Origin of the sequence: Aestuariivirga sp. (assembly GCF_965227715.1) — a bacterium.
In the GTDB taxonomy this organism is placed as follows: Bacteria; Pseudomonadota; Alphaproteobacteria; order Rhizobiales; family Aestuariivirgaceae; genus Aestuariivirga.
Genome location: NZ_OZ245771.1, coordinates 892,517 through 916,403 on the forward strand (window position 1 = coordinate 892,517; position 23,887 = coordinate 916,403).

The 23,887-nt window shown below is 59.9% G+C and carries 25 protein-coding genes and 1 tRNA gene; 20 read left to right on the top strand and 6 right to left on the bottom strand.

What is annotated here, in order from left to right; genetic code table 11:
- Nucleotides 1–2: 2 nt before the first annotated feature.
- Both kdpA and kdpF read right to left on the bottom strand, forming a co-directional pair.
- Nucleotides 3–1,709: a potassium-transporting ATPase subunit KdpA gene (kdpA, locus tag ACO06F_RS04355; protein WP_421695466.1), complete on the bottom strand. Its 1,707-nt coding sequence runs from the start codon at nucleotides 1,707–1,709 to the stop codon at nucleotides 3–5.
- Between the two features lie 11 nt (nucleotides 1,710–1,720).
- Nucleotides 1,721–1,807 carry a K(+)-transporting ATPase subunit F gene (gene kdpF, locus ACO06F_RS04360; RefSeq protein ID WP_421696621.1) on the bottom strand — a complete coding sequence of 29 codons (87 nt, stop codon included), beginning with the start codon at nucleotides 1,805–1,807 and terminating at the stop codon, nucleotides 1,721–1,723.
- A 604-nt stretch (nucleotides 1,808–2,411) separates the two neighbouring features.
- Here kdpF and ACO06F_RS04365 point away from each other — a divergent pair.
- The 20 genes from ACO06F_RS04365 to ACO06F_RS04460 all read left to right on the top strand — a co-directional run bounded on the left by ACO06F_RS04365 (nucleotide 2,412) and on the right by ACO06F_RS04460 (nucleotide 19,340).
- Complete coding sequence (locus tag ACO06F_RS04365) at nucleotides 2,412–4,046, top strand: DUF6538 domain-containing protein (protein WP_421695467.1); 1,635 nt, start codon at nucleotides 2,412–2,414, stop codon at nucleotides 4,044–4,046.
- 94 nt (nucleotides 4,047–4,140) lie between these two features.
- Complete coding sequence (locus tag ACO06F_RS04370; RefSeq protein ID WP_421695468.1) at nucleotides 4,141–5,397, top strand: phage portal protein; 1,257 nt, start codon at nucleotides 4,141–4,143, stop codon at nucleotides 5,395–5,397.
- Nucleotides 5,394–5,735 carry a gene transfer agent family protein gene (locus tag ACO06F_RS04375; RefSeq protein ID WP_421695469.1) on the top strand — a complete coding sequence of 114 codons (342 nt, stop codon included), beginning with the start codon at nucleotides 5,394–5,396 and terminating at the stop codon, nucleotides 5,733–5,735. Before ACO06F_RS04370 ends, ACO06F_RS04375 begins: the two co-directional genes overlap by 4 nt.
- Nucleotides 5,732–5,917: a hypothetical protein gene (locus ACO06F_RS04380; RefSeq protein WP_421695470.1), complete on the top strand. Its 186-nt coding sequence runs from the start codon at nucleotides 5,732–5,734 to the stop codon at nucleotides 5,915–5,917. The genes ACO06F_RS04375 and ACO06F_RS04380 overlap by 4 nt, the downstream gene beginning before the upstream one ends.
- Nucleotides 5,910–7,430: a phage major capsid protein gene (locus ACO06F_RS04385; protein ID WP_421695471.1), complete on the top strand. Its 1,521-nt coding sequence runs from the start codon at nucleotides 5,910–5,912 to the stop codon at nucleotides 7,428–7,430. The genes ACO06F_RS04380 and ACO06F_RS04385 overlap by 8 nt, the downstream gene beginning before the upstream one ends.
- A gap of 175 nt (nucleotides 7,431–7,605) precedes the next feature.
- Nucleotides 7,606–8,043, top strand: coding sequence for a hypothetical protein (locus tag ACO06F_RS04390; protein WP_421695472.1), 438 nt, complete (start codon nucleotides 7,606–7,608; stop codon nucleotides 8,041–8,043).
- On the top strand, nucleotides 8,043–8,387 hold the full coding sequence (locus ACO06F_RS04395; protein WP_421695473.1) for an HNH endonuclease: 345 nt from the start codon (nucleotides 8,043–8,045) through the stop codon (nucleotides 8,385–8,387). Before ACO06F_RS04390 ends, ACO06F_RS04395 begins: the two co-directional genes overlap by 1 nt.
- Nucleotides 8,388–8,790: 403 nt before the next feature.
- Nucleotides 8,791–9,162, top strand: a complete 372-nt coding sequence (locus ACO06F_RS04400) for a hypothetical protein (RefSeq protein WP_421695474.1) — start codon at nucleotides 8,791–8,793, stop codon at nucleotides 9,160–9,162.
- A 127-nt stretch (nucleotides 9,163–9,289) separates the two neighbouring features.
- Complete coding sequence (locus tag ACO06F_RS04405) at nucleotides 9,290–9,646, top strand: head-tail connector protein (RefSeq protein WP_421695475.1); 357 nt, start codon at nucleotides 9,290–9,292, stop codon at nucleotides 9,644–9,646.
- A 1-nt stretch (nucleotide 9,647) separates the two neighbouring features.
- Nucleotides 9,648–10,058, top strand: a complete 411-nt coding sequence (locus ACO06F_RS04410) for an HK97-gp10 family putative phage morphogenesis protein (RefSeq protein ID WP_421695476.1) — start codon at nucleotides 9,648–9,650, stop codon at nucleotides 10,056–10,058.
- Nucleotides 10,055–10,459 carry a DUF3168 domain-containing protein gene (locus ACO06F_RS04415; protein WP_421695477.1) on the top strand — a complete coding sequence of 135 codons (405 nt, stop codon included), beginning with the start codon at nucleotides 10,055–10,057 and terminating at the stop codon, nucleotides 10,457–10,459. The genes ACO06F_RS04410 and ACO06F_RS04415 overlap by 4 nt, the downstream gene beginning before the upstream one ends.
- Nucleotides 10,456–10,764 (top strand): hypothetical protein, encoded by a 309-nt coding sequence (locus tag ACO06F_RS04420; protein ID WP_421695478.1) that lies wholly within the window; start codon nucleotides 10,456–10,458, stop codon nucleotides 10,762–10,764. The genes ACO06F_RS04415 and ACO06F_RS04420 overlap by 4 nt, the downstream gene beginning before the upstream one ends.
- Before the next feature lies 1 nt (nucleotide 10,765).
- Nucleotides 10,766–11,137, top strand: a complete 372-nt coding sequence (locus ACO06F_RS04425) for a phage terminase small subunit P27 family (RefSeq protein WP_421695479.1) — start codon at nucleotides 10,766–10,768, stop codon at nucleotides 11,135–11,137.
- Nucleotides 11,134–12,747, top strand: a complete 1,614-nt coding sequence (locus tag ACO06F_RS04430; protein ID WP_421695480.1) for a terminase large subunit — start codon at nucleotides 11,134–11,136, stop codon at nucleotides 12,745–12,747. Before ACO06F_RS04425 ends, ACO06F_RS04430 begins: the two co-directional genes overlap by 4 nt.
- Nucleotides 12,748–12,758: 11 nt before the next feature.
- The gene (locus tag ACO06F_RS04435) at nucleotides 12,759–14,966 is read left to right on the top strand and encodes a hypothetical protein (protein WP_421695481.1); all 2,208 of its coding nucleotides are present in this window, start codon (nucleotides 12,759–12,761) and stop codon (nucleotides 14,964–14,966) included.
- 476 nt (nucleotides 14,967–15,442) lie between these two features.
- On the top strand, nucleotides 15,443–16,006 hold the full coding sequence (locus ACO06F_RS04440; RefSeq protein ID WP_421695482.1) for a hypothetical protein: 564 nt from the start codon (nucleotides 15,443–15,445) through the stop codon (nucleotides 16,004–16,006).
- Between the two features lie 17 nt (nucleotides 16,007–16,023).
- The gene (locus tag ACO06F_RS04445) at nucleotides 16,024–17,295 is read left to right on the top strand and encodes a hypothetical protein (RefSeq protein WP_421695483.1); all 1,272 of its coding nucleotides are present in this window, start codon (nucleotides 16,024–16,026) and stop codon (nucleotides 17,293–17,295) included.
- A gap of 717 nt (nucleotides 17,296–18,012) precedes the next feature.
- Nucleotides 18,013–18,678 (top strand): hypothetical protein, encoded by a 666-nt coding sequence (locus tag ACO06F_RS04450; RefSeq protein WP_421695484.1) that lies wholly within the window; start codon nucleotides 18,013–18,015, stop codon nucleotides 18,676–18,678.
- 164 nt (nucleotides 18,679–18,842) lie between these two features.
- On the top strand, nucleotides 18,843–19,058 hold the full coding sequence (locus ACO06F_RS04455) for a hypothetical protein (protein ID WP_421695485.1): 216 nt from the start codon (nucleotides 18,843–18,845) through the stop codon (nucleotides 19,056–19,058).
- 24 nt (nucleotides 19,059–19,082) lie between these two features.
- Nucleotides 19,083–19,340, top strand: a complete 258-nt coding sequence (locus tag ACO06F_RS04460; protein ID WP_421695486.1) for a hypothetical protein — start codon at nucleotides 19,083–19,085, stop codon at nucleotides 19,338–19,340.
- Nucleotides 19,341–19,430: 90 nt separating this feature from the next.
- Here ACO06F_RS04460 and ACO06F_RS04465 read toward each other — a convergent pair whose 3' ends face one another.
- The 4 genes from ACO06F_RS04465 to lon all read right to left on the bottom strand — a co-directional run bounded on the left by ACO06F_RS04465 (nucleotide 19,431) and on the right by lon (nucleotide 23,880).
- Nucleotides 19,431–20,144, bottom strand: a complete 714-nt coding sequence (locus ACO06F_RS04465; protein ID WP_421695487.1) for a hypothetical protein — start codon at nucleotides 20,142–20,144, stop codon at nucleotides 19,431–19,433.
- 98 nt (nucleotides 20,145–20,242) lie between these two features.
- Nucleotides 20,243–20,318 (bottom strand) — tRNA-Val (locus ACO06F_RS04470).
- A gap of 220 nt (nucleotides 20,319–20,538) precedes the next feature.
- A complete protein-coding gene (locus ACO06F_RS04475; protein WP_421695488.1) occupies nucleotides 20,539–21,219 on the bottom strand; it encodes a hypothetical protein in 681 nt (226 codons plus the stop codon).
- A 234-nt stretch (nucleotides 21,220–21,453) separates the two neighbouring features.
- Complete coding sequence (gene lon / locus ACO06F_RS04480; protein WP_421695489.1) at nucleotides 21,454–23,880, bottom strand: endopeptidase La; 2,427 nt, start codon at nucleotides 23,878–23,880, stop codon at nucleotides 21,454–21,456.
- Nucleotides 23,881–23,887: the final 7 nt, after the last annotated feature.

The following is a 23,887-nucleotide window of genomic DNA, read 5'->3' on the forward strand; positions in this document are numbered from 1 at the left end:
GCTCAGAAGGTCTTGCCGGCGAGCATCAGGAACTGCTCGACGATGGGGCCGAGGGCCAGTGCGGGAAAATACTCGAGCCCGGTCACGATGAGGATCACGGCCACCAGCAGGGTCACGAACAGCACGCCATGGGTTGGGAAGCTCCCCTTGCTCGAGGGCACACGCGTCTTCGCACCCAGTGAGCCGGCCACCGCCATCATCGGAACGATGAAAGCAAAGCGCCCCAGGAACATGGTGATGCCGAGGGTCGTGTTATACCAGAGCGTGTTGGCATTGAGCCCGGCGAAGGCAGAACCATTGTTGCCGGCGCCTGACGAGTAGGCGTAGAGAATCTCGCTCAGACCGTGGGGGCCAGCGTTGGCGAGGCTCGAGATTCCAGGAGGCGTAATCGCCGAGACCGCGCTGAAGCCGAGGATCACGAGCGGCAGGATCAGCAGCGCCAGCATGACGAGCTTCATCTCTCGCGCCTCGATCTTCTTGCCGAGATAGTCCGGCGTGCGGCCAACCATCAGCCCGGCGATGAACACGGTGAGCACGGCCATGATGAGCATGCCGTAGAGCCCGGAACCGACGCCGCCCGGCGCCACTTCACCAAGCTGGATCAGCGCCAGCGGAACGAACCCTCCCAGCGGCGTCAGCGAGGCGTGCATGGCATTTACGGCGCCGCAGGAGAGGCCCGTGGTCACCACCACGAAGAGCGCCGTCAGCGCCTGCCCAAAGCGCACCTCCTTGCCTTCCATGTTGCCCATGGCGGGATCAACGCCCAGTGCCGTCATGAGCGGGTTTCCTGCCGTCTCCGCCCAGTAGACGATGGCAACACCCGCAAGCATGAAAACGAGCATCGCGATGAACAGCGCCCTGCCCTGCCGCCCGTCCCCCACCATCCTGCCGAACATGAACGGCATGGCGGCTGAAATCAGCAGCATGGCAAAGATCGACAGCATGTTCGACCATTGCGAGGGGTTCTCGAAAGGGTGCGCGGCGTTGGCGTTGAAGAAGCCGCCGCCATTGGTGCCGAACTGCTTGATCGCTTCCTGGCTCGCCACCGGACCAAGTGCAATCGCCTGGTTCGCACCCTCGAGCGTCGTTGCATCGACGTGGGCGGCCAGCGTCTGCGGCATGCCGAGCGCCACGAAGGCAATTGCGAGGAGGACGGCGCCGGGCAACAGCACGTAGAGCGTCGTCTTCACGAGATCGTCCCAGAAATTGCCAAGCGTCTGAGCGTTGCTTCTCGAGAAGGCTCGGGTGAAGGCAACGGCGAGCGCGATGCCGGTAGCTGCCGAGAGGAAGTTCTGCACCGTCAGCCCGGCCATCTGGATGGCGTTGCTCATCGTCGCCTCGCCGGCATAGGCCTGCCAGTTGGTGTTGGTGACGAAGCTCATGGCCGTGTTGAAGGAGAGATCGGACGGCACAGCGCCAAAGCCCTGCGGGTTGAGGGGCAACAGCCCCTGCAGCCGCAACAAAACATAAAGCAGCATGAAACCCGCGGCGTTGAAGGCGAGCATGGAAAGCGTGTAGTGGCGCCACCCTTGCTCGCGAGTGTCATAGCCGGATATGCGGCGCAGGATGCCCTCGACGGGAGACAGGACGGGCGTGAGGAAAGTCCGCTCCCCCGAATAGACCCGCGCCATGTAGACGCCGAGGCCCCATGCCGCCGCGGTGGTCACGCCGAGGATGAGGATGATCTGGAACCAGCCAACAAGCGTCATCGCCATCTCCCTCAGTAGCGCTCGGGATGAAGGAGGGCATGCACGAGATAGGCTGCCAGACCCAGCGCGATCAACAATCCAAACGAGGCTTCCTGCATCACAGCCTCCCGCAGAAGTCGACATAACCCGCCGCGAGCGCGAACAGCCCGGCTCCGAGCGAGATGAACAGTAGATCGAACATGGAATGCACTCCGTTTCGACTTCTAGGATAGAAGAAGCGGCAGTAAGCTTTCCATGCGGAAGTGAACCCCGCCAGATAAGCCCAGCATAAAAACTGGCAATCTAGGTCCAGAACTGCGTCCCGAGCCGGTCTGTGGGAGGCTGGCAAAAGCGCCCGGCAACATTCACGTGCGCGCCGCCCGATGAACAGCCTTTCCCGCGAACGCGGCATCTTGGACTTCCGGGCTTCGAACACGTCGTGCCGGAACGCGGAGCAGTGCCATCGGCGAATGCATGCCGTCCTTGGCCTTTCTGCCGGCATAGAGCAAGGTCCAGCTGCTCATTGCCGCAGGTGCGGGAATGCATTAATTTCTGTAATTTCAATATGTTCTGTTGTCGTGGTGGGCGATGAGAGACTCGAAGGCACCGTGATACATAGATTTCAAAAACAGCGAAAATCCCCAATGTTTTCGGCCGTTTTTAAGCTTCTAGACCGTGATACACGACCGTGATACATGACCGTGATACACGGGGTTTCTACCTATGGCACGATCCGGGCATCTTACCAAGCGTAAGGACACATCCAACTACCAGGTTCAGCTACGGGTCCCGGCGGACTTGGTGCCGATCATCGGCAAGCCGCACATGCGCGCGAGCCTGAAGACCTCGGACCTGGCTGCTGCGAAAAAACTGGCACGTGCCGTGGTGACGGAGTGGGAGGCGAAGTTTCAAGACCTCCGTGCCCGGCGTGAAATGACGGATGGTGATCTCGAAGCGGCGGCGGCTGAGCATTGGCGGAAGGCCCTGGAAGTCGACCAGAACAATCGAAGCCGGTTGCCAGGAGCCTGGGACCGTGAGACGGCACTCCAGGACATTGCGGCGCGGGTCACGAGTGGCGAGATCAGCAACGATCCGCTATCCGTCTTGAATGCCAGCCTGGACTATCCCGTGTTGCTAGCACCGGCGGCATATGACCGGGATCGCCGCGCGATCCTGCTCAAGGTGCTCCAGCAGCAGACAGCCGATGGCGAGACAGTGCTTATTAAGGCAGCGACGGATGCCTACATCGCACACCACAAGCTAACTGTTCAGCCGGACACCCGCGACTATCGCGAGCTTGCCCATCGGATTGCCAGGGCGGAGATCGACGCTCTGAAGCGCACCCTGGAACGGGACAAGGGAGATTTCACCGGCACCCCGACAGACCCCATCCTCTCCAATGTCTCAGGAGCACCACGGGACAGCACCACGTTCGACACCATCATCGACCGGCAGGTCGAAAGGAACGCCAACGGCATCGGGGGCCGCAAGAAGTCCGCGTCGACGATCAAAAAATACAAGACGGTGATGCAGAGCTTCGCCACCTGGCGCGGCAGCGCCCGCGCTGCGACCGTGACCGTCCAGGAGCTGGAACAGTGGCGTGACGTGCTGTTCACGTCCAAGGCCCAAAAGTCCGTTCGCGACTATGTGGCCATCGTCCGGACGGTGCTGTCATGGGGACACAGGCAATCGAAGGGCGGGCTCTTCCCCAAGGGCTTCCCCCTGGACCTCCTGGAGCTCCCTGCCAAGCCGGAGGTCACGACGGACGGCAAGGCCTATACGATTGCGCAGGCTCAGAAGGTGCTCCGCGCCGCCAGGAAGCAGAAGCTCGGGTATCTCAGATGGATTCCGTGGCTATTGTGTTACAGCGGCGCGCGCATCAACGAAATCACGCCGCTAGAGCGCCAGGACGTGTTCCAAGTCGGTGAGGATTGGTTCATCCACATTCGCCCCGACGACCACGACGGCGACTTGACGCGCCAGGGCCGCACGACGAAGGGGAACAAGGGACGGAAGGTGCCGGTGCACCCCGATCTCATTGACGAGGGTTTCATCACCTATGTCGAGACTATCACCAGCGGCAAGCTTTTCCCCGAACTGCGCATCGATCAAAACGTCCGCGACTGGATTTCGCGGAAGGGGCCGATGAAAGGCGTGAAAGATGCTCCGGCTCCAGCACATGGCTTCCGGCACCTTTGGGAAGACCTTCGTCGGATGAAGCTCGATCACGGCGCGGCGCTCTATATCGCGGGCCGTTCGAGCGGCACGAGTGACGACCTATATGGGAAATCGAACGCAATGCTTCCGGCGCTTGCAGCTGAAATGCAGAAATTTCCCAGCATCATGAAAATAAAATAGCGCTATAGGCAACTTTCTAGGTCGAATCACAATTTATACATATACTTGCCGTAAAGTAATATGATACTATTACTTATGAAACATTTTCGAATGAGTGCCGGTGCCCTTTAAGGGCATTGCACACACAGCAAAAGAATTCTTCCTAGGCGCTCCCGAAGCGCCACTCGACACCAAGAGCTCGCTCGCGGCACCTGATGCCGCCTTCCTGGCGCTCTTCGGTGCCACCCCCACTATATCGGGCGCGTCCGTCACTCCGGCGACCGCCCTGACGGTTCCTGCCGTCGCCGCTGCCGTGGGATTGCTCTCAGCAACGGCCGGAACCCTCCCCGTCAAAGTCTTCCGGAAGCTTCCCGAAGGCGGCAAAGAACCCGCCACCGATCACCCGTCCTTTCACCTGATTCATGACGAGGCGAACGGCTGGACGAGCGCCGGACAGTTGCGCCAGCAGCTCACAGCCGACGCATTGCTCTACGGCAATGGGTTTGCATTCTGCAACCGCGTCAACGGCAAGGTCCAGGAGCTTATCCGTCTCGACCCCACCACTGTGACGCCCCAGGTCGACGCCGCGTCCGGTGAACCTTCTTTCAAGATCGGGCAAGGACGCGGCTCGCGGATTCTCTCATTCCGTGACGTTCTGCATATCCCTGCCCAGATGATCGCCTCGGATGGCCTGACCGGCATTGCCCCCGTCCACCTGGCGCGTGAAGCGATTGCCGTCGCCATGGTGCTCGAACAGCACGCCGCGCGCCTGTTCGGACGTGGCGCTAGGCCGTCCGGCGTTCTCAGCTTCGAGAACAAACTCGACGCGGACACCGCGAAGCGCATCTCAGAGAGCTGGCACGCTGCACATGGTGGAGAAAACTCCGGTAAGACAGCCGTCCTCGAACAAGGCGGCAAGTTCGAACCCATCACATTCAGTTCCGTCGACGCGCAATTCGCAGAAATGCGGAGCTTCCAAATCATCGAAATCTGCCGCGCCTTCCGCGTCCAACCGCAGTTCGTCATGGACTTCTCGCGTGCCACCTGGAGCAACGCCGAGCAGATGAACACGGCATTCTTGCAATACAGCGTGCTTCCCTGGCTCCGCACCTTCGAAGCAGCCTATCGGCGCGTCTTGCTTTCGCCCGACGACCGGAAGGAATACTCAATCGAGTTCATCGTCGACGACTTCCTTCGCGCCGACACCGCCGCGCGCGCCTCCGCCTATCAGGCGTTCCGGTCCGCCGGCGTGATGACCGCCAACGAAATCCGCCGCCTGGAGAACCTTCCGGCGCTTCCCGATGGCGACTCCCTCAGTTCGCCCTTCACCACCTCCAACAGCACCGACGCTCCTCCGGAAGCCAATCAATGACCACCGCTCACCCCACCACCGAGCTCGTCGCGTTCTTCGGCGACGGCAAGCACAAGTTCCAGCTTTCGTTCCCGCTCATCGCTGAGCTGGAGCGCCTCACCGGCTACGGCATCGGAGCAATCTCGAAACGCCTCTTCGCTCAGGATTACCGCGCCGGGGAAGTCTCGGAACTCATCCGGCTCGGACTCATCGGCGGCGGCACCACGCCGGAACGCGCGATGCAGCTCACCGAAACCTACGTCCATCCCGCACCCCTCGCCGCCTCGATCCCGCTCGCACTGGAGATTCTCCAGGCGACGTTCTTCGGCGTCGACAAACCCCAGGAGGACGCTCCGTGAGTGAGTATCTCGAACAGTATCTCGAATGGGAGCGCCAGTGGCATGTGCACCATGAGGAGGTCCAGAGTCACCTCACGCGTCTGCCTGAGTTCCTCTCCGACTCCCAGCTCAGTGTTGTCTGCGAGACGCTGGAAGCCGTCCTTGACTTCGCCATGGCTTCGGAAAGGCCGTTCAATGAATAAGATCGAGATCAAGGCCCAGTTCACCACCACCGAGACCGGCGAGCTCACCGGTATCGCCTGGCCCTTCGGCACGCCGGACCGTGTGGGCGACGTGATCGAGCCGAAAGCGTTCAAGGTCTCACATACTCTTCCAATGCTTTTCGGTCACGACCAGGCCCAGCCCATCGGCGTCTGGGACAGCGTCACCGAGACAGACCAGGGCCTCGAAGTGCGCGGCCGTCTCATGATCGAGACCGTTGCCCGCGCCCGCGAAATCCATTCCCTCATTCAAGAGAAGGCTCTCTCCGGCCTCTCAATCGGATTCGTCACGACCAAGGCCACGCCCCGGCGCGGCGGCGGGCGGACGATCACGGCCCTCGATCTACTCGAAGTGTCGGTCGTCAGTGTGCCCGCTCATCCTGGCGCACGCATCACCTCGGCAAAGGCCGAAACCCTCCCCCAGTCCAAAGGAACTCCCATGGAACCCGAACTCGAACTCCTCGAAAAGAAGATGACCGAGCGCCTCGATCATCTTGAAGCCAAAATGAACCGCCCGGCCGTCCACACTGACGAGAAGCCGGAGGAGGACGCCGAAAAGAAGGCGTTCATCTCCTATGCTCGCAAGGGCACCGAACATATGACCGAGATCGAGCGCAAGGCGCTCGTGGTCGCCGTCGACGCCACCGCCGGTTATTTGGCCCCGGAAGTGTTCAGCAGCGAGATCATTAAGCTCACGCGCCAGTTCTCGCCCATCCGCCAGGTGGCCAAGGTGCAGACCATCGGCTCCTCGGAGGTGAAAATCCCGCGCCGCACTGGCAGCACCGCAGCCGTCTGGACGGCGGAAAACGTCGCCTCGACCGGCTCGCAGCCCTCTTATGAGCAGCTGATCTTCGCGCCCTTCGAACTCCGGACGCACGTCGACGTGAGCAACCAGCTCCTCGAAGACAACGTCTACAATCTTGAAGCTGAGCTCGCCTCCGACCTCGCAGAATCCTTTGCCATCGCGGAAGGCACTGCTTTCGTCTCTGGCACGGGCACCACCATGCCCACCGGCTTCCTCGCATCTGGTGCGATCACGAACGAAGTCAAGACCGGCGTCGCTGCTGATCTGCCGGGCACCGATTCCGGTATCGCGGACAAGCTCTTCGACCTGTTCCATGCCATTCCGACCATGCACAGCCAGAACGGCACGTGGGTGCTCAACCGCAACATCCTGAAGCGCCTGCGCAAGATCAAGGACTCGACCGGCAACTATCTCCTGATGCCGTCGGGCCTGGCCAATGGTCCGACCTGGACGATCCTCGGACGGCCGGTACTTGAAGCCGTCGACATGCCGGACGTCGGTGCGAATACGAACCCCATCGTGTTCGGCGACATGAGCGGCTTCCGCATCATGGACCGCCTCGGCTTTGCGATGCTCCGCGACCCCTACAGCCAGGCAGCCAACGGTCTCGTGCGCTTCTACGCCCGCAAGCGTGTTGCCGCCGCAATCACTCACCCGGATCGCCTGGTCCGCTTCAAGTGTTCAACGTAACCGTCCGCCCATCGGACAGAGGAATGACATGCGCAGCGCAGAGGACACTTTTGGTTGGGAAATGGGCGGAGTTAAGCTCCAGCTTCGCCCGTCACTCCGTTGCGCATGTCGCCTTGAACGTCGCTATGGTTTCGAGCCCCTGGCTCGCGCCATTGCTGACGGCAATCTCACTGTCATGACAGACATGATCATTGAGGCCTCGGTCGACGACGATCTTGACCGCCACATGATCGAGGCCGCTCTCGCCTGCAATCTTCGCCACCTCGATTATATTTCGGGCCAGCTCCTGGCATTCATCTTCACCATGTGCGGAGGCGACGACGACGCGCCAGATGATGACGCCAGTCCTTCCAGTCACAGGCCCCTGCCCCTGGCAGAGTTCTATGCCAAGCTCTACCGGATCGGCACGGGCTGGCTCGGCTGGACCCCTGCCGACACCTGGCACTCCACGCCTACTGAGATTGTGGAAGCCTACCGGGGCCGCACTGAGCTTCTACAGGCGATCTTCGGTGCCCCAGGCAGCGATGACCAGGACGGCAACTTCAAGCCCGATCTAGATGCCAAGCTCGACCGTGATGGCCTCGACAGCCTCAAGTCACTGGGGAGGCTCTAATGCCCTTTGCTGCACCCCGTATCTGCGACTGCGGTCACAAGATCCCCTCCGGCACGCGTTGCCCCTGCCAGGTGAAGCGCGACCAGGTCCGCAAGGCACGCTTCGACAGGACCAGGCCCAGCGCATCGGCGCGTGGTTATGATCGCCAGTGGTCACGCGAGTCGAAAATCTATCTCCGGAATAATCCGGCATGCACCAGGTGCGGCAACCCCGCTTCCCTAGTCGACCATATTCAGCCCCACAAGGGCAACCAGAAGCTCTTCTGGAACCGTGGCAATTGGCAGAGCCTGTGCACGGGCTGCCACAGCACCTGGAAGCAGTCCCAGGAGCGCAGCACGCCATGACCACGGACAACAATGCACCTGCAAGCGCGGAACACGCCCGCATCAAACTCACCTTCTGTGGAAGGACGCTCTCCATCAGACAGTGGGCAGAAGTGACCGGCCTTCCCTGCCACGTCATTGCCTATCGCATGCGCGCGGGTTGGACTGCTGACAAGGTGCTCTCAGAACCCCTTCGTTCCTCCAGCACGCCCAAGCCGTCTACTAAGAGACTCTTCACCTTCCGTGGCAAATCTCAGTCTCTCTCTGAATGGTCGAGAGAACTCAAACTCGGATACGGGACGATCACGGCGCGCCTTCGCAAGGGCTGGACCGTTGAGGAAGCCCTCTCAACCCGGCCGATTCCTGTCGCAGAACGTGGGCGAGCAGCGCGGCACTCTAACACCGATCCCGTAGAGGTCGATCCATGTTCAGAGTAACATTCACAATGTCGGACAACTCTAGCTTTCTCCACACGTTCGAGTGGGAGGACAGCAAAGGCACTCCCATCTCGCTGGCGGACACTCCGCTCATGATGCAGATCAAACGTCGGATCAAAGACGCGGCCGTTGCACTTGAACTGTCCACAGCCAACGGGCGCATCGTGATTGACCCCCTGATGGCCAACAAGTTCACCCTCTTCATTCCCGCGAACACTCTGAGACCATCGCCGCTGATCGATGAAGGTGCGGAGGAAGACGAACCATACGTCTTCGACATGCTCCAGTTCAACTTGGATGGATCTCGGAGCACACTCTTGTGCGGCGAAATCCACGTCTACACTGGCGTCACCCGATGAACACCTCGGCAATGCTCAGGAGGGCGGGGGGTAGGTCCGACTTTGAGAAGGACACGGGGACCGGCGGGGGGAGCACCGCGCACGATTTTCCCGAATTGGAAATTTCACATCAAAAGGAATCCACCGAATGATCGTTTCCCTGGACGCCCTCAGGGCGCACCTCAATATCACGGGTGAGCATGACGACAAGCTGCTCGAACGGAAGCTCGAAGCCGCCCATGTTGCCGTCGAGAACTTCACGGGCCTGAACTTTTCTATCGCCTTCACGCCCTGGCTTCCGGAAGAAATCGACCTCGAAACCGATGAAGTCACGACGCCTGAAGTTGAAAGTAATGCTCCGGCACCGCTGAAAGAAGGTGTTCTTCAGTTCGCGGCGCACCTTTTCACGTATCGGGAAGGCCAGCATTTCGAGGAAAACACCCCGTCAGCAGCACCCCTTGGCGTGTTCGACCTCCTGGCACCCTACCGCGCGTGGAGTTTCTGACATGAGCGAGCAGATCAAACGGCTCCAGAAACGCCTCGCAGCCATCCCTGTTGAGGTGAGACAGGCCGTGCAACCGGCCCTGCAAAAGTCCGGCGAAGAGCTCCAAGACCTCATGCGGCAGCTTGCTCCGGAGGATACCGGCGCGCTTAAAGAGTCGATCACCGTCACCCCAGGCGGACAAGTGACGCCGCCTTACAGTCAGCCGGGCGGCAGCTTTGCCGTGCCCGAAAATGCCGTTGCCATCACCGTGGGCAGCGAGGAAGTTCGCTACGCCCATTTGCAAGAATTCGGCAGTGCCCAAAATCCAGCGCACCCCTTTTTCTGGCCTGCATATCGGCTGCTCAACAAGCGAATCTCGAACCGGTTGAAGCGCGCCGTCTCCCAGGCCGTCAAGAAAGGCTGGAGTAAGTGATCGACCCCTCCCTCGCGCTCCAGAAGTCGATTGTCGCCCGGCTCAACGACTCGCTCATCATCGACGTCCAGACCCTGGACAAGGGCGGCCTTCCCACCTGCTTCCCCTCGATCATTGTCGGAGAGGCTCACGTCGTCTGGCCTGACTATGCCGACAGCTTTGTGACCGCCGTGCATACCGATCTTCATATCTGGACCGACACCGATGGCGTGGCATCCGTGAAGAAGATCGCGGGCAAGGTGCGCGAGGTGCTGTTCCGTGGCCCCTGGCAGATCGACGGACACACCTGTGCGAACCTCCGCATAGAGTCCGGGCGCTATATGCGTGATCCCGATGGCAAGCACTCGCACGGCGTTCTCACTGTGACCGCCCTCTTGCAAGAGTTGGTGCAGCCCCGATGATAGCATCCAAGTTCGATCAGCTGGCAGGCATTCGCCTGTGCCGTGAGACCGTGCCCAATGAATTCGGGGAGATCGATCACCATGACACCCCCTCCCGTGTCGTCCGTGTGCATGTCGTCAGCACCACGATCTCGGAGGCAGCGGGTTCGACAATCGAAGGACTGATCACCGTCCGGCTTCGCTTCATTCCGGGAGTCATGCCCGGATCATCTCTGACGATGAACAGCTGCCGCTATGAAATCATCGAAGTCCAGGAGCTTGGACGCCGAGCCTTTCTGGAGCTGAAGGCCGTGCGGAGGCCTTAGGTTGAAAGGCACCAAACCTCAGATCCGCGTCGACGCGAAGGCGATTGCCCGAACCCCCAGGCCTCCCGCCTGGTTGTCTCAGCACGCCCGCGCCGAATGGCGCCGGATCATGCCGCACCTGGTGGAGCGCCGCATCCTCACCGATGCCGATCTCGCCATGGTTGAGGGATTTTGCATCGCGACAAGCCGCGTCCGTGAGGTGGAAGATCTGATGCGCTCCGGTGACATGCTGGATCCAAAGCTTTGGCGTGTTCAGAATCAGGCGTTGCAAACCGCCCGGCAGATCGCTGCCGAGCTTGGCCTGACGCCTGTCAGTCGGTCCCGCCCGACGATCCGCGACGACGACCAGTCCGACAATGAGTTCGACCTATGAAGGTCCCGGACACCTACCCGGCCTGGCTGTTCGACTGCAGCCCTATTGATGACCCCCTAGGTCATGGCGAGCGGGCCATCCGGTTCCTGCACTCGCTGAAGCACCCCAAGAGCCGCGCACCTGGACAGGCCTTCCAGCTCACGCCCTGGCAGGAACGCTTGGTTCGACGCATCTATGGCCCGTGCCATCCGGACGGCCGCCGCAAGGTGCGCAATGTCCTGGCGCTCCTTCCCCGTGGTGGTCGCAAGACTTCGCTCGGAGCGGGCCTCGCCCTCCTCCACTCCTTCGGACCCGAACGCATCCCAGGTGGCCAAAGTCTCTTCGCCGCAGCCGACCGCAAGCAGGCGCGCATTGGCTATGAGGAAGCCTTGGGCATACTGCGTGCGGACCGGAAGATTTCCGGAAAGGTCCGGGCCCTCGATTATAAAAACCGTCTTGTTCACGACAAGTCGGCCAACGTGCTTGAGGCGATCTCTGCCGACGCCGCCACACAGCATGGCCGAACGCCAGGTTTCGCCCTGGTCGACGAACTTCATGCCTGGAAGAAACGCGAGCTTTACGACGTCGTGCGAACCGGCCTGGTCAAGGTGCCGGGCTCGCTGATGTGCATCATCAGCACCGCTGGCCGTGGCCAGGCGAACGTCGCCTGGGACCTTTACGACTACGCCCGCAAGGTGGCGCGCGGTGACATTGAGGACGAAGGCACCCTGCCCGTGCTGTTCGAGACGCCGAAGGATGCGGACTGGCGCGACGAGGAACTCTGGCACCTGGTCAATCCCGGCCTCGTCGATGGCTTCCCCGATCTTGAGGGACTTCGCCAGCTCGCCCGCGAAGCAGAGAATCGTCCGGCAGACCGAGACGCTTTCCGCCAACTGCACCTGAATGTGTGGCTCGATCATAGCCATGATCCCTTTGTCGACATGGCGATCTACGACAATTGTCGTGCCGACATTGACGAGCAGGAACTCGAAGGACTCCCGGTTTGGCTTGGCGTCGACCTGAGCAGCAACACCGACTTGACCGCCATCGTTGCTTGCTGGCGCCATGACGATGATCGCTACACCGTCCGTGCCTGGTTTTTCTGCCCGGCCGACAACCTTCGCCGACGTAGTGAGATCGACGGCGTTCCCTATGTCGCTTGGTCCGACGAGGGTCACATCACGCCAACGCCTGGCAACGTCGTCGACTTCAGAACGGTCGAAGACAAGATCCGTGAACTCTGCGACCTCTTCAACGTGCAAGAGATCAACTTCGATCCGCATATGGGCCGCGTGATGTTGAGCAATCTTGCCGACGACGGACTCCCTGCTGTTGAACATCGCCAGGGCTGGATAAGCATGAGCCCGGCAATCAAAGCCCTCGAACACGCCATCGTTGGCGGCACCTTCGAGCACGACGGCAATCCTGTTCTCCGCTGGAACTTCGCCAACATCGCGGTCGAGACCGACAAAGCGGGGAACCGCAGCTTCCACAAGGGCCGCTCCCGCGACCGGATCGACGGTGCAGTTGCTTGTGCGATGGCACTCGGTCGCGCGGCATCCGGCGAGACCACCAAGTCAATTTACACCAATGTGACTCAAAGGCCCGATGGCCTGCTCACATTCGATTGAAGGGAATACAAATGGCCAATGAAACCGAACAGCTCGTCGTCACCCTCGAAGCCCGCATCCGCGACTTCGAGCGCAACATGGCTAAGGCCAGCGGCACCGCTGGCAAAGAGTTCGGTGCCATTGAACGCCGGGCACTGCAGTCCGCGCGCAAGATGGAAGGGGTCTTCGGCAACCTGGGCGGAGCCATCAAGGGCTCTCTCGGCAGCATCGGCCCCGGCTTCCTCGCAGGCGGCATCGCGGGCCTGATCTCAGCGGAAGGCCTCCAGGCTATTGGCAATGCCGTGAAGTCCGTTGCCGACTTGGCGGACCAGGCGGCTCGTGTCAATGTGCCGGTCGAAGATTTTCAAACGCTCAGCTTTGCCGCCCATCAAGCGGGAGTCGAGACGGACAAGCTGGAGAACATTCTTCAGATCTTCAATCGCGAGATCGGCGAGGCCGCGATCAAGGGCGGCGATCTCAAGAAAATCCTGGACGCGAATGGCGTGTCCCTAACCGACAGCAACGGCAAGCTCCGGAGCACGAAGGAACTCTTCTATGAGCTGGTGACCCTCGTCTCCAGGGCGAAGACGGCACAGGAGGCCATGGTCATCGCTACAGCGGCTTTCGGCCGTGGCGCTGGCGATGCCCTGCCCTTTCTCCGGCAAGGTGCCCAGGCGCTGCGGGAAGGCGAACAGGCAGCGCGCGACAGTGGTGCCGTCATTGACGAGCAGCTCGTCCAGGCAGCCGCCGACTTCGACGACAAATGGACGGCGGCATGGGACGTGTGGAAGGCGAAGGGCAAGGGTGCAATCCTCGAAGTGATGACCGGCTTGGAGAACGCCTTCGGCCGCCTCGATCAGTTCTTGCAGAAGTGGAACGTCACGCGTGAAGCTCTCCGCGCGAACGGCAACGGACTTCCGGGCCTGAGCGATGGCGAGCTTGACGCCCTTGGAACCATCATCCCGGCGCTCTCCCGCGAAGGCTCGAAGCTGACGGAGATCAACGTCCTCGAACAGCAGCGCAATGATCTTCAGGCGAAGCGCCTGGAGCTTGAGACGCAGATCCACCAGGCGACGAGCGACGGCCGCCCGCCCGTGGAGCTCGAAGAATATGGCGAGCGCCTCCGCACCATCCTGAAGCAGCTCGGCGATGTAGAGACGCGTCTCAAAGGACTTCGGCCCTCGAACACTACCGGTCCATCTTGGGAGAACACCGGCCGGAACTCTGGTGCAGCACCGATCACAGTGATCCCTGACCTCGGCAGCGGCGGCAGCTCCGCAGGTCGCGCGAGCCGGACGAAGGTGATCCACAGTGAAGCCGATGCACTCAAACGCCTCACAGATGCACAGCAGGCGGAGAATGAGAGCCTCCAGGTCGAAGCCCGCAGCATGGGGCTGTCCGTCTTCGAGGCCGCTCGCATGCGAAAGGAGGCTGAGCTCCTCGCGTCAGCCAGCCGTAACGGTATCAACATCACCGACGAAGTGCGCGCCTCCATCTCAGCCCTTGCGGTCGAATACGGACGTGGCCAGCAGGCGATGGAAGCTTCCCGTCTTGCCCAGGAGCGCAGCGCCAGGACCGCCGAAGAACTTGTCGCCGCACAGCAGCGCGCGGAACAGTCCGCCGCGCAATTCGGGCAGGCCTTCAGCGGCGCGGCCAAGGGATTTCTCAGCGATCTTTCGCATGGCGTAAGTGCGACGGAGGCGCTTTCGAGTGCGCTCTCGAACCTGGCGGACCAGGTGCTGAGCCTGGCGTTGAACAATCTCTTCGGCGGACTTGGCGGCAGCGGCAAGATGGGCATGATCGGTCCGCTTCTCGGCTTCGCAGAAGGCGGCATTGTGCGCACTCCTGGTGCACGTCGCTACGCCCGCGGCGGACACATCAGCGGGCCTGGCAGTGGCACCAGTGACTCGATCCCGGCCATGGTCTCCAATGGCGAGTTCATCGTCACGGCAGCGGCCACGTCAAAGCACCGCGCCTTGCTGGAAGCGATCAACAGCGGCAGGCTTCCCGCATTCGCATCGGGAGGCCACGTTGGTGCACCTGCCCTGGCGCATGCTCCGGGTGGCGGAGGCATGAACGTGACGACGAACGTCACCGTCAATGGCTCAGGCAACGGCGATCCGAAGGCCGACAATTTGCTGGCAAAAAAGGTCGCAAAGGAAGTCGAGGGTTCGATCCGCGGTATCGTTTTTAAAGAGATGAGATCTCAAATGAGGCCGGGGAACGTTCTCTCCCGCTAGAAGCTGAAGCGCCGCTTCGGCGGCACCGGCCGCAGCGGTGCAACATCCCCGCCGCCCTGCGTCTCCAAATCCCGGGAGATGCTTTCCCATTCCGCAGCTTGGTCCCGCCAACGTGCTGCTTCATCATCTGGAACCGAGTTGGCCTTCTCCCGGCACTCCTCAGCCTTCGCGCGCGCTATCCGCAAGAGATAGCTCTCCTCATCCGCTCCAGCCAAACCAGTGGTTCCCGCATCTTAAGAGTGTGTTTTAGAACGCCTGCATGTTCAACGCCGTTGTCTGGTTTTCGTTCCGCAAATTTTGATATGCGCCTCGCAAAAAAGCCCCGCGACCTGGCTCTTGCCGGGCGGCGGGGCTGCACACACAGAGGGGAGGCGGCATACGCCTCCTGGACATGACGATAAACCTGTTGCGCCTCGCAGTCAACATGCTAATATAGTCGGTGAAACATTTAACCAATTGAATTATAGGATATGATTATGACCTACAAGCAGAATGTCAGTATGATTGCCCTTCCCGTTCCTCGGCACTTGCAGCTCAAGGAACTTGCGGAGAAGCGGGGAATGTCGATGGCGGATACAATCGGTGATTTTATAAATGAGGCCATCGCGGCCGGTGAGATTGCGGATGTCACTCCCGGCGTAGAAGTCCGTGCTGGTCGAGAGCCTGGCACTGGGACGCCCAAGATCGTCATGCCCATCGGCCAGGCCTTCCTGTCTCGCATGTCGCCCGACGTCGCCTTGCGTTTGGCGGACGTCCTAGTAGATCCCGAGCGGCATAGAGTGCTGAGCGGCTTCATCGAAAATCCGAACGTGATTGGCTGGGACAGACTGCGCGTGTTCGGAAAGGGCTCGGCCGTCGTGCTCTCCTCCAGCAGGTCGCAGGAGAGCGTGATCATGTCTCAGTCCATCGCCCGCGATCTCGCCCGTCAGCTTCGCGCGTGCGCGAGCCTGGTGCAGGCACAGATCGAACAGGCTGACGCCGAGCGGAAGGCCCGGCCCAAGATCGTCGACGTGGACGCCATGATCAAGGACCTCGGCTGACCTCAGGACCAGCTCCAGTGACTTCCACCCGCGCCAATCCAGAGAACCCGGCCGACGACAAGCGGCCGGGCTCGGCTGGCGTGGGAGTGTCGGGTTTCGTAAAATCCGGAGTGCTGATTTCGACCATCGCGGCGGCTAATGAAGGCCCGAACCGTAAGGGTTTTCGCAACCAGAGGCCCAATGCCGGCAAGCAGAGGTCTTTAGTTACTTCCCCCTTCCCTTCCTTCTCTCCAACTCTCTGTGACTCAGTCCCCTCTGATCTCAACACCAACACCAAAACCCCCATCCGACTCCCCAAGCCCAAGCTCCTGACGAAGGCGATGAAGCGCCGGATCGCAATCTGCCGCCCTGTCCGTGCCGTCGTGTGGGGGCGTCTCACCACCCTCGACCGTCTCAAGCGGACGATGGAGGCCATGGCTCACCCCACGGCCATCACCATCCAGTTCTCCGAAGACGTTCTCGCGGAAGCCGCCAAGCATCAGGACCCGGTCGATTGGGCTCGGCGCCGCATCACCCGCGCCCTCGAAAAGGTCTTCGGCAAGGGCAACGTGCTACTCACCGTCGTGGCGGAGCCGAACCGCAATCGTCCGGGCTTCCACTTCCACGGCGTACTGGACGTTTCACCCGATATGCGTCCGGCCGTCAGCAAAGCGCTTCGGAAAGCGTGTGGCGCTTGGAATGTTTCCGGCAGACAGTTTCAGTTCAAGTTCGACGACCAGGTGAGCTATTGCTGGGCCGACTACATGCTGAAGGACGGCACCCTCGCGCGCGCGCCCTATATCTCCCCGGCCCTGCGCGACGCGGCCCAGGTCCACCACTCCCTTGATGTGGCGAAACGGAAGGCGAAGGCATTGGCCAGGCGTAAGTCGGCTGTTACCCCGTCAGGAGGCCCGAGAACGCTTTTTAATCTCGTCTTGAATGGCGCTTTCGATCACGTCGATATCGAAACCACGGAAAATGAGCGACAGATTGAGCGCGAGTCTCCGAACTGCCTTCGGATCGGGAGGAATATGGTGACCGACGGCAAAGGTGATGGTGTTCTTGATATTGTCCATGTGATTCCCACAAGTTCGGTTGTGGAACCTATAGTTGGATACCCTGCCAATGAACAGAGCAGTGGCAGCACAATGCCCCGCCATGACTCAGGGAAGCCCGTGGAAGGCGTTCGTCCCTTTCGCGCGTCCCTCAGACCTCGGGCACGACCACGCCCGCCAGCGGTCCCGGCTGTGAGTCTGACGATCTCCGGACTACCGCTTCACGATCCCAGAATGCGGAAGCATTTTGCTTGACGACCTCGGTCCCGATAGACCGGACAATCAAGTCAACCGAATGTTGCGGGAACAAGATCGCCAGGTTGTGTGCGAGCCGTCGCACGTCAACGGCGGCCCCGAGCTTTTGACCGGCGATGGCCGTGGCGATGGAGCTTCTAAGATTCTGCATCCGATCCCCCGATAATGCAAAAAATCATATATACCGGAACTTGCAGACTTTGAGAAGATCATAGGTTGGGTTGTGGCTGCAACTCACGGGATAGCCAGGAGAGAGCGCTGGAAAGAGTTGCTATTTCTAGCTGCCGCCTAACGCCAGCGGCAGACAAAAAAGGTCACTGGTCCGCTGCGCAGGAAGTCTCCAAGTCACTCGCTATCAAAATATCTCTTGCATTATTCGTTCATCATGTTACGAATAACAAACAAGCAGGAGCACTAGAATGGCTAGACCTCGGACCCTCACTGACGAACAGCGAAAGCAGAATGAAAAGGAACGCGTTCGCAGGTGGCGAGCGGACCAGAAAGAAAAATCAGGAGCCCCCAGCCGTCCCCGCTATCTACCTAACGATAAGTACGCAGCTCTAGTGACGGCATTCTTCGACGGCCGGTTCGATCCACTCGACCAGGTCAACAATGCAAAAATTGCATTGGGTGAAATTGGAGACATATGGCCCGTTTCTATCAAGCCGGGGACACGAAGGCCAATTGAGTCTTCGCCACCGAAACGGAGAAAAAAGAATGATTAATAAGTCCGCATTGGATGCTCAGGTTTTACGTGCTGCCTTTCACGAGGCCGGACACGCGCTAGGGTTCGTCGCACACAATAATGAACCCGTTCGATGGATGTACGTGGAAGTCGAACCATCCTACGAAGAGGATGACGAAGTGACTGACGACATGATTCCCGACATGGTCTCGGGCGCTATCGATGGCGGAAGGCTCTATGATCTAGAACTAGATCAGAAGACCGGCTCTTACTCGGTTGCCAACTCATTCGACTTTGAAGGCTTCTCCGACGACGACCGCTCAACCAAGCGCCTTGAGATGGAAGGTGATCTAGTAATGGTTCTGTGCGGAGTGGTTGCGGAAGCTGCCCATGTGTACGGCGTTCAGAACAAGCCCAAGGTGATTCACGAGGCTACAGACTTGCTATTCATTCAAAGTCAGCAGGGAGGAGATTTTCAGAAGGTGGCTGCTATAGGTCAGCACCTGAGCGCTCTGGGTGTTCGCCCTAGCATGAATTGCCTCATGGAAACCGCATACGATGTGGTGTTGCACAACTGGGGCTCCATAACGGCATTGGCAGAAACTCTCGTCAAATCCGGATATCATGCGAATTCTAGAATGTATGAAATGTCTAGAGCTGAAATAGACGCAACAATCGGTGTTGCTAAAGCGGCATAGCAGCCAAGCCGATTATGTATCGCTGAGCTTAAGGCCTGCTGACTATGTGCATTTCAGCACTCTAGCATTTGCCTAATTCTATCCCAACGCGTTGCAAGGTTCGCTCGATCTTCGAGGGTTCCCGCAGGCGCGGCTGACTTCGACCAACCCAACAGGAGAATGTTATGAACCTTCCAACTGAACTTTCTGAAACTGCAATCCGGAAGCGCGCCCTCAGTCGGGGATATCGCGTCTTCAAATCCCGCCAGCAGGAGCACTGCAACAATCGCGGTCACTACATGCTGTGCGAGAACAACATCGTTGTGATGGGTGATCACTTCGACGCCACTCTTGAGGAAGTGGCGGAATACCTTTCCGACAAACCCACCGGCATCAATTGAGATGCTTCATAGAAAGGGAAAATAATGACTACTCACACGGCTTCGGAGCAGGTCCGCGGCATCCTTCACTTCGAAATTGTTACCCTGGAGGAGGCCCTGGAGATCGATCCTATGGTGGCCTCTCCGGATGCACCTACGATTGCGGCTAATACTGTCGTCTTCGGTCGCAATGATACACTCGGCGACTACCTGTTGGTGCGGAGTGGTCTCCAACAGTGCTTCGTGATCAGCGAGGTGTCCTACGTCCGTTTGGTTGCTGAAGATGACGTGACCAACATGTGACAGAAATGAGGGGAGGCTTTGCGCCTCCCCTTTCACACCATCCAATGTGTACATGAAGGGCACCGTCTGGCTCCGCGAACATCAAGGAAGCTATAGCATCTTCTGTTTGATCGTCAGAATAGGTTGGAGCTGCGTCTCCAACTTTTTCACAGCATCATCAACTTCGTTCTCGAACTGATCATCCATATCATCACTTAACAAGCTTTGACCTAGCCAGAAAATAGCACGCACCTTAGGATCTCCGGTTTTCGCGTAGATTCTGACACTGCTCACTAACTTGTTTCGCTGCCGCAACAGGTCGCGCAGTAGGGTTTCAACCCCAGAACCGAATACAGCTCTCGCTACCGGGACGGTTTCATGCAACGTGCTCCAAACTTCTGCAAAGCGGTTTACCCGATTCATAGCTCCTTGGGCCCTAACCTGGGCTCTGACTGCGTCCGATGGAGTGGATGAATCAATTGTCTCGCGCCGTCTCAGGTCGTCTTCTGCTGCTTGAAATTCTTCATTCGAAATGAAGGGTGCTCGAATCGTGTCGAATGCGTCTTGGACACGATACGCGACTGACAAAATTCTCTCTGCCGTAGCAATCCGTCGCTCCTCGATCCTTTGTCGACGCCATTGTTCAAATCCAACATGCCCGACATACGCGGCGGAGCCTATTGCCACCGCTTGGAGCAGCGAACCGACACCGGCGAGGATCGCTCCCCATTCATTTGGGGTCCAAGTGCTTACCCTGAGCGGAATAGCAAGCGCGATCAATCCCAGGATCAAAAGACCGATTTCCCAGACGGCGGGGAATTTCATCAGCTTTGATCTCTCACCGTGATACACAACCGTGATACAAGACCGTGATACATTTCGGGGAAGAGTTTATTTAACCCGTTGAAATCATTAACTAAAAGTGGTGGGCGATGAGAGACTCGAACTCCCGACATCTTCGGTGTAAACGAAGCGCTCTACCAACTGAGCTAATCGCCCGCCTCGGGGAGGTGCTTAGCGCCCGGGGGCGGGACAATCAAGACAACAAAAACCCCGTGCGATTTCTGAGGGCGCACGGGGCGAATGTAGTTTGAGTGGTGCCAGAAGCTAGCTCTCTGTGATCGCCGTCTCCCCGATGCCGTTGACCCGCCAGAAACGCATTACAGGGTCTATGTGTCGGTGATTCGACGATTATTTCAAGCCTTTGCAGGGCACTGCTTCACTGCGTCAGTTTCCGGCACAGCTTCACCATGCCGAGCTCATAGCGCACGGGGTTGCTCAGCACGCTGCGGCAGGTGATCTGCACGTCGCGGTCCTTGTCGCTGCCGGCGCTGGCCAGCATGTTGCCCGTGCCGCCGCCATTGCCGGAGCCGCCGCCGTTACCGCCACCGCCCGTGCCGCCGCCGCCATTGCCGCCACCACCATTACCGCCGCCGCCGCTGGCCAGAGTGCCGCCGCAGCCGCCGCCAATGGCGACGCAAGCGGTCGCCAGCCGCTGGCCGGAGAGGCCATTCACCTTGGCCTTGATCAGGGCAAGCTGGCGTGTACGGGTGGCATGGCCGCATCCGTTGGCGCCCACGTTGACACACAGTGCGAGCAGGCGCTTGTTGCTGAGCACGGCAGCCCTGGCCTCGATCTTCCGGCCGATCTCGGCCTTTGCCTTCGCATTCAGCGATTGCGGCGCGGTGCCAACATTCGCCTTCACATTCGCATCAAGCAATTTGCCTGAAGGGGTTCCCACCTTGGCATCGGCTTTGGCCGAAATGCCGCCGACGTTTGCGTCAACATGGGCAGAGGCAACACTGCCCTTGCCAACACCGGCACCGGTTCCGCCGAGGGTTGAGGAGACGCCAGAGAGAAGGTCTCCGGCGGGAGATTGTGTGGAAAGTGCGGCCGTCATCAAAGTAACCAACGCCGCAGATGTCAGTATCTTATTGAGGCGCATATGTTTTCTCCGTTCAACGAGAAATGAAACCAGAAGGAATTTCTGGAATCCTTAGGTTGAACGATTCCCGTAGGGTAAGAGTTCCCCTGGGGAATCCGAATTCTTCCGCATACGGACGAACTGTATCCTTTCGTACATAGCAAAAAGGCCGCCCCGGGGGCGGCCTTCATTCGTTTGCTGTGGCACAGATCAGTGGGCGCGGGCGGTGCTTTCGCCGGGCTTGCCGGCGGCGGCGCGGGCAGCGGCTGCGGCTTCTTCCGCCTCCTCGTTCCACTCAATGGGCTCCGGCATGCGGGTCAGCGCATGCTTCAGCACATCGTCCATCCGCGAGACGGGGATGATCTCGAGACCGCTGATCACGTTCTCCGGAATCTCCGTCAGGTCCTTCACGTTCTCGTCCGGGATCATCACCGTCTTGATCCCGGCGCGCAGCGCGGCGAGCAGCTTCTCCTTCAAGCCGCCGATCGGCAGCACGCGGCCACGGAGCGTGATCTCGCCCGTCATCGCCACGTCACGCCTCACCGGAATGCCCGTCATCACCGAGACAATCGCCGTCACCATCGCGATGCCGGCGGACGGACCATCCTTGGGCGTTGCACCTTCCGGCACATGCACGTGGATGTCGCGCTTGTCGAACACCGGCGGCTTGACGCCGATGGTCGCGGCCCGCGAGCGCACGTAGGATGATGCAGCCGAGATCGACTCCTTCATCACGTCACGCAAATTGCCCGTCACCGTCATCTTGCCCTTGCCGGGCATCATCAGGGCTTCGATCGTCAGGATCTCGCCGCCGACTTCCGTCCAGGCAAGACCGGTGACCACACCAACCTGATCCTCGCGCTCAGCTTCGCCATGGCGGAACTTGGGCACGCCCAGATACTGGTGAACGATCTCCGGTGTCACGGTGATCTTCTTCTTCGACTTCGTGGTCATCAGTTCCTTCACCGCCTTGCGGGCGAGCGAATTCACTTCACGCTCCAGATTACGAACGCCGGCTTCGCGGGTGTAGCGGCGGATCACCTCATACATGGCCTCCTCCGTCACCTCGAACTCCTTGGGCATCAGCCCATGGTGCTCCATGGACTTCGGCAGCAAGTGGCGCTTGGCGATCTCCAGCTTCTCTTCCTCCGTGTACCCCGCAATCCGGATGATCTCCATACGGTCGAGAAGGGCCGGCGGAATGTTCAGCGTGTTGGACGTCGTCACGAACATCACATTCGAAAGGTCATATTCGACCTCGAGATAGTGGTCCATGAAGGTCGCGTTCTGCTCAGGGTCGAGAACCTCGAGCAAAGCCGCAGACGGATCGCCACGGAAGTCCATGCCCATCTTGTCGATCTCGTCGAGCAGGAAGAGCGGGTTGGACTTCTTCGCCTTCTTCATCGACTGGATGACCTTGCCGGGCATCGAGCCAATGTAGGTCCGCCTATGACCGCGGATTTCGGCCTCATCGCGCACGCCGCCTAGCGACATGCGGATGAACTCACGCCCCGTGGCCTTGGCGATCGACTTGCCAAGCGAGGTCTTGCCGACACCCGGAGGTCCGACGAGGCACAGGATGGGGCCACGCAGCTTGTTGGTCCGGCTCTGCACCGCGAGATATTCGAGGATGCGCTCCTTCACCTTGTCGAGGCCGAAGTGATCGGCGTCGAGCACTTCCTCGGCAAAGCCCAGGTCGTTCTTCACCTTGCTCTTCTGGCCCCAGGGAATGCCAAGCAGCCAGTCGAGATAGTTGCGCACGACCGTTGCTTCAGCACTCATCGGGCTCATCTGGCGAAGCTTCTTGATCTCGGCGTCGGCACGCTCGCGTGCTTCCTTGGAGAGCTTGGTCTTCTTGATGCGGCCTTCGAGCTCGTCGATCTCGTTCTTTTCGTCGCCGTCGCCCAACTCCTTCTGAATGGCCTTCATCTGCTCATTCAGATAATATTCGCGCTGGGTCTTCTCCATCTGGCGCTTGACGCGCGAGCGGATGCGCTTCTCGACCTGCAGGACCGAGATCTCGCCTTCCATCAGCGCATAGACCTTCTCCAGCCGCTGCGCGACGGAGCTCATCTCGAGAAGCTCCTGCTTCTCGGCGATCTTGATGGCGAGGTGGGCTGCAATCGTGTCCGCGAGCTTCGAAGGGTCCGTGATCTGAGAGACCGAGGCCAGCACTTCCTGCGGAACCTTCTTGTTCAGCTTCACATAGCTGTCGAACTGCGAGACCGCCGTGCGGGCCAGCGCTTCCGTTTCAGCAGACGTGCCGGCGTCGGCGGCCAGCACCTCGACTTCGGCCTCGAAGAAATCAGTGCGCGCCGAGAAGCCGTGCACGCGGGCACGGTCAGAGCCTTCGACCAGCACCTTCACGGTGCCGTCCGGCAGTTTCAGAAGCTGCAGAACCTGTGCGAGCGTTCCCACCTCATAGACGGCGTCCGAGGCCGGATCGTCATCGGCGGGGTTCTTCTGGGCCACGAGCAGGATGCGCTTGTCTTCACGCATCACCTCTTCCAGCGCCTTGATGGACTTCTCGCGCCCCACGAAGAGCGGCACGATCATGTGCGGGAAGACGACGATGTCGCGGAGCGGCAGAACCGGGATGGTTTCCAGGCTGCCAGCGGGGGTGGCGGTGTTGCTCATTCTACTT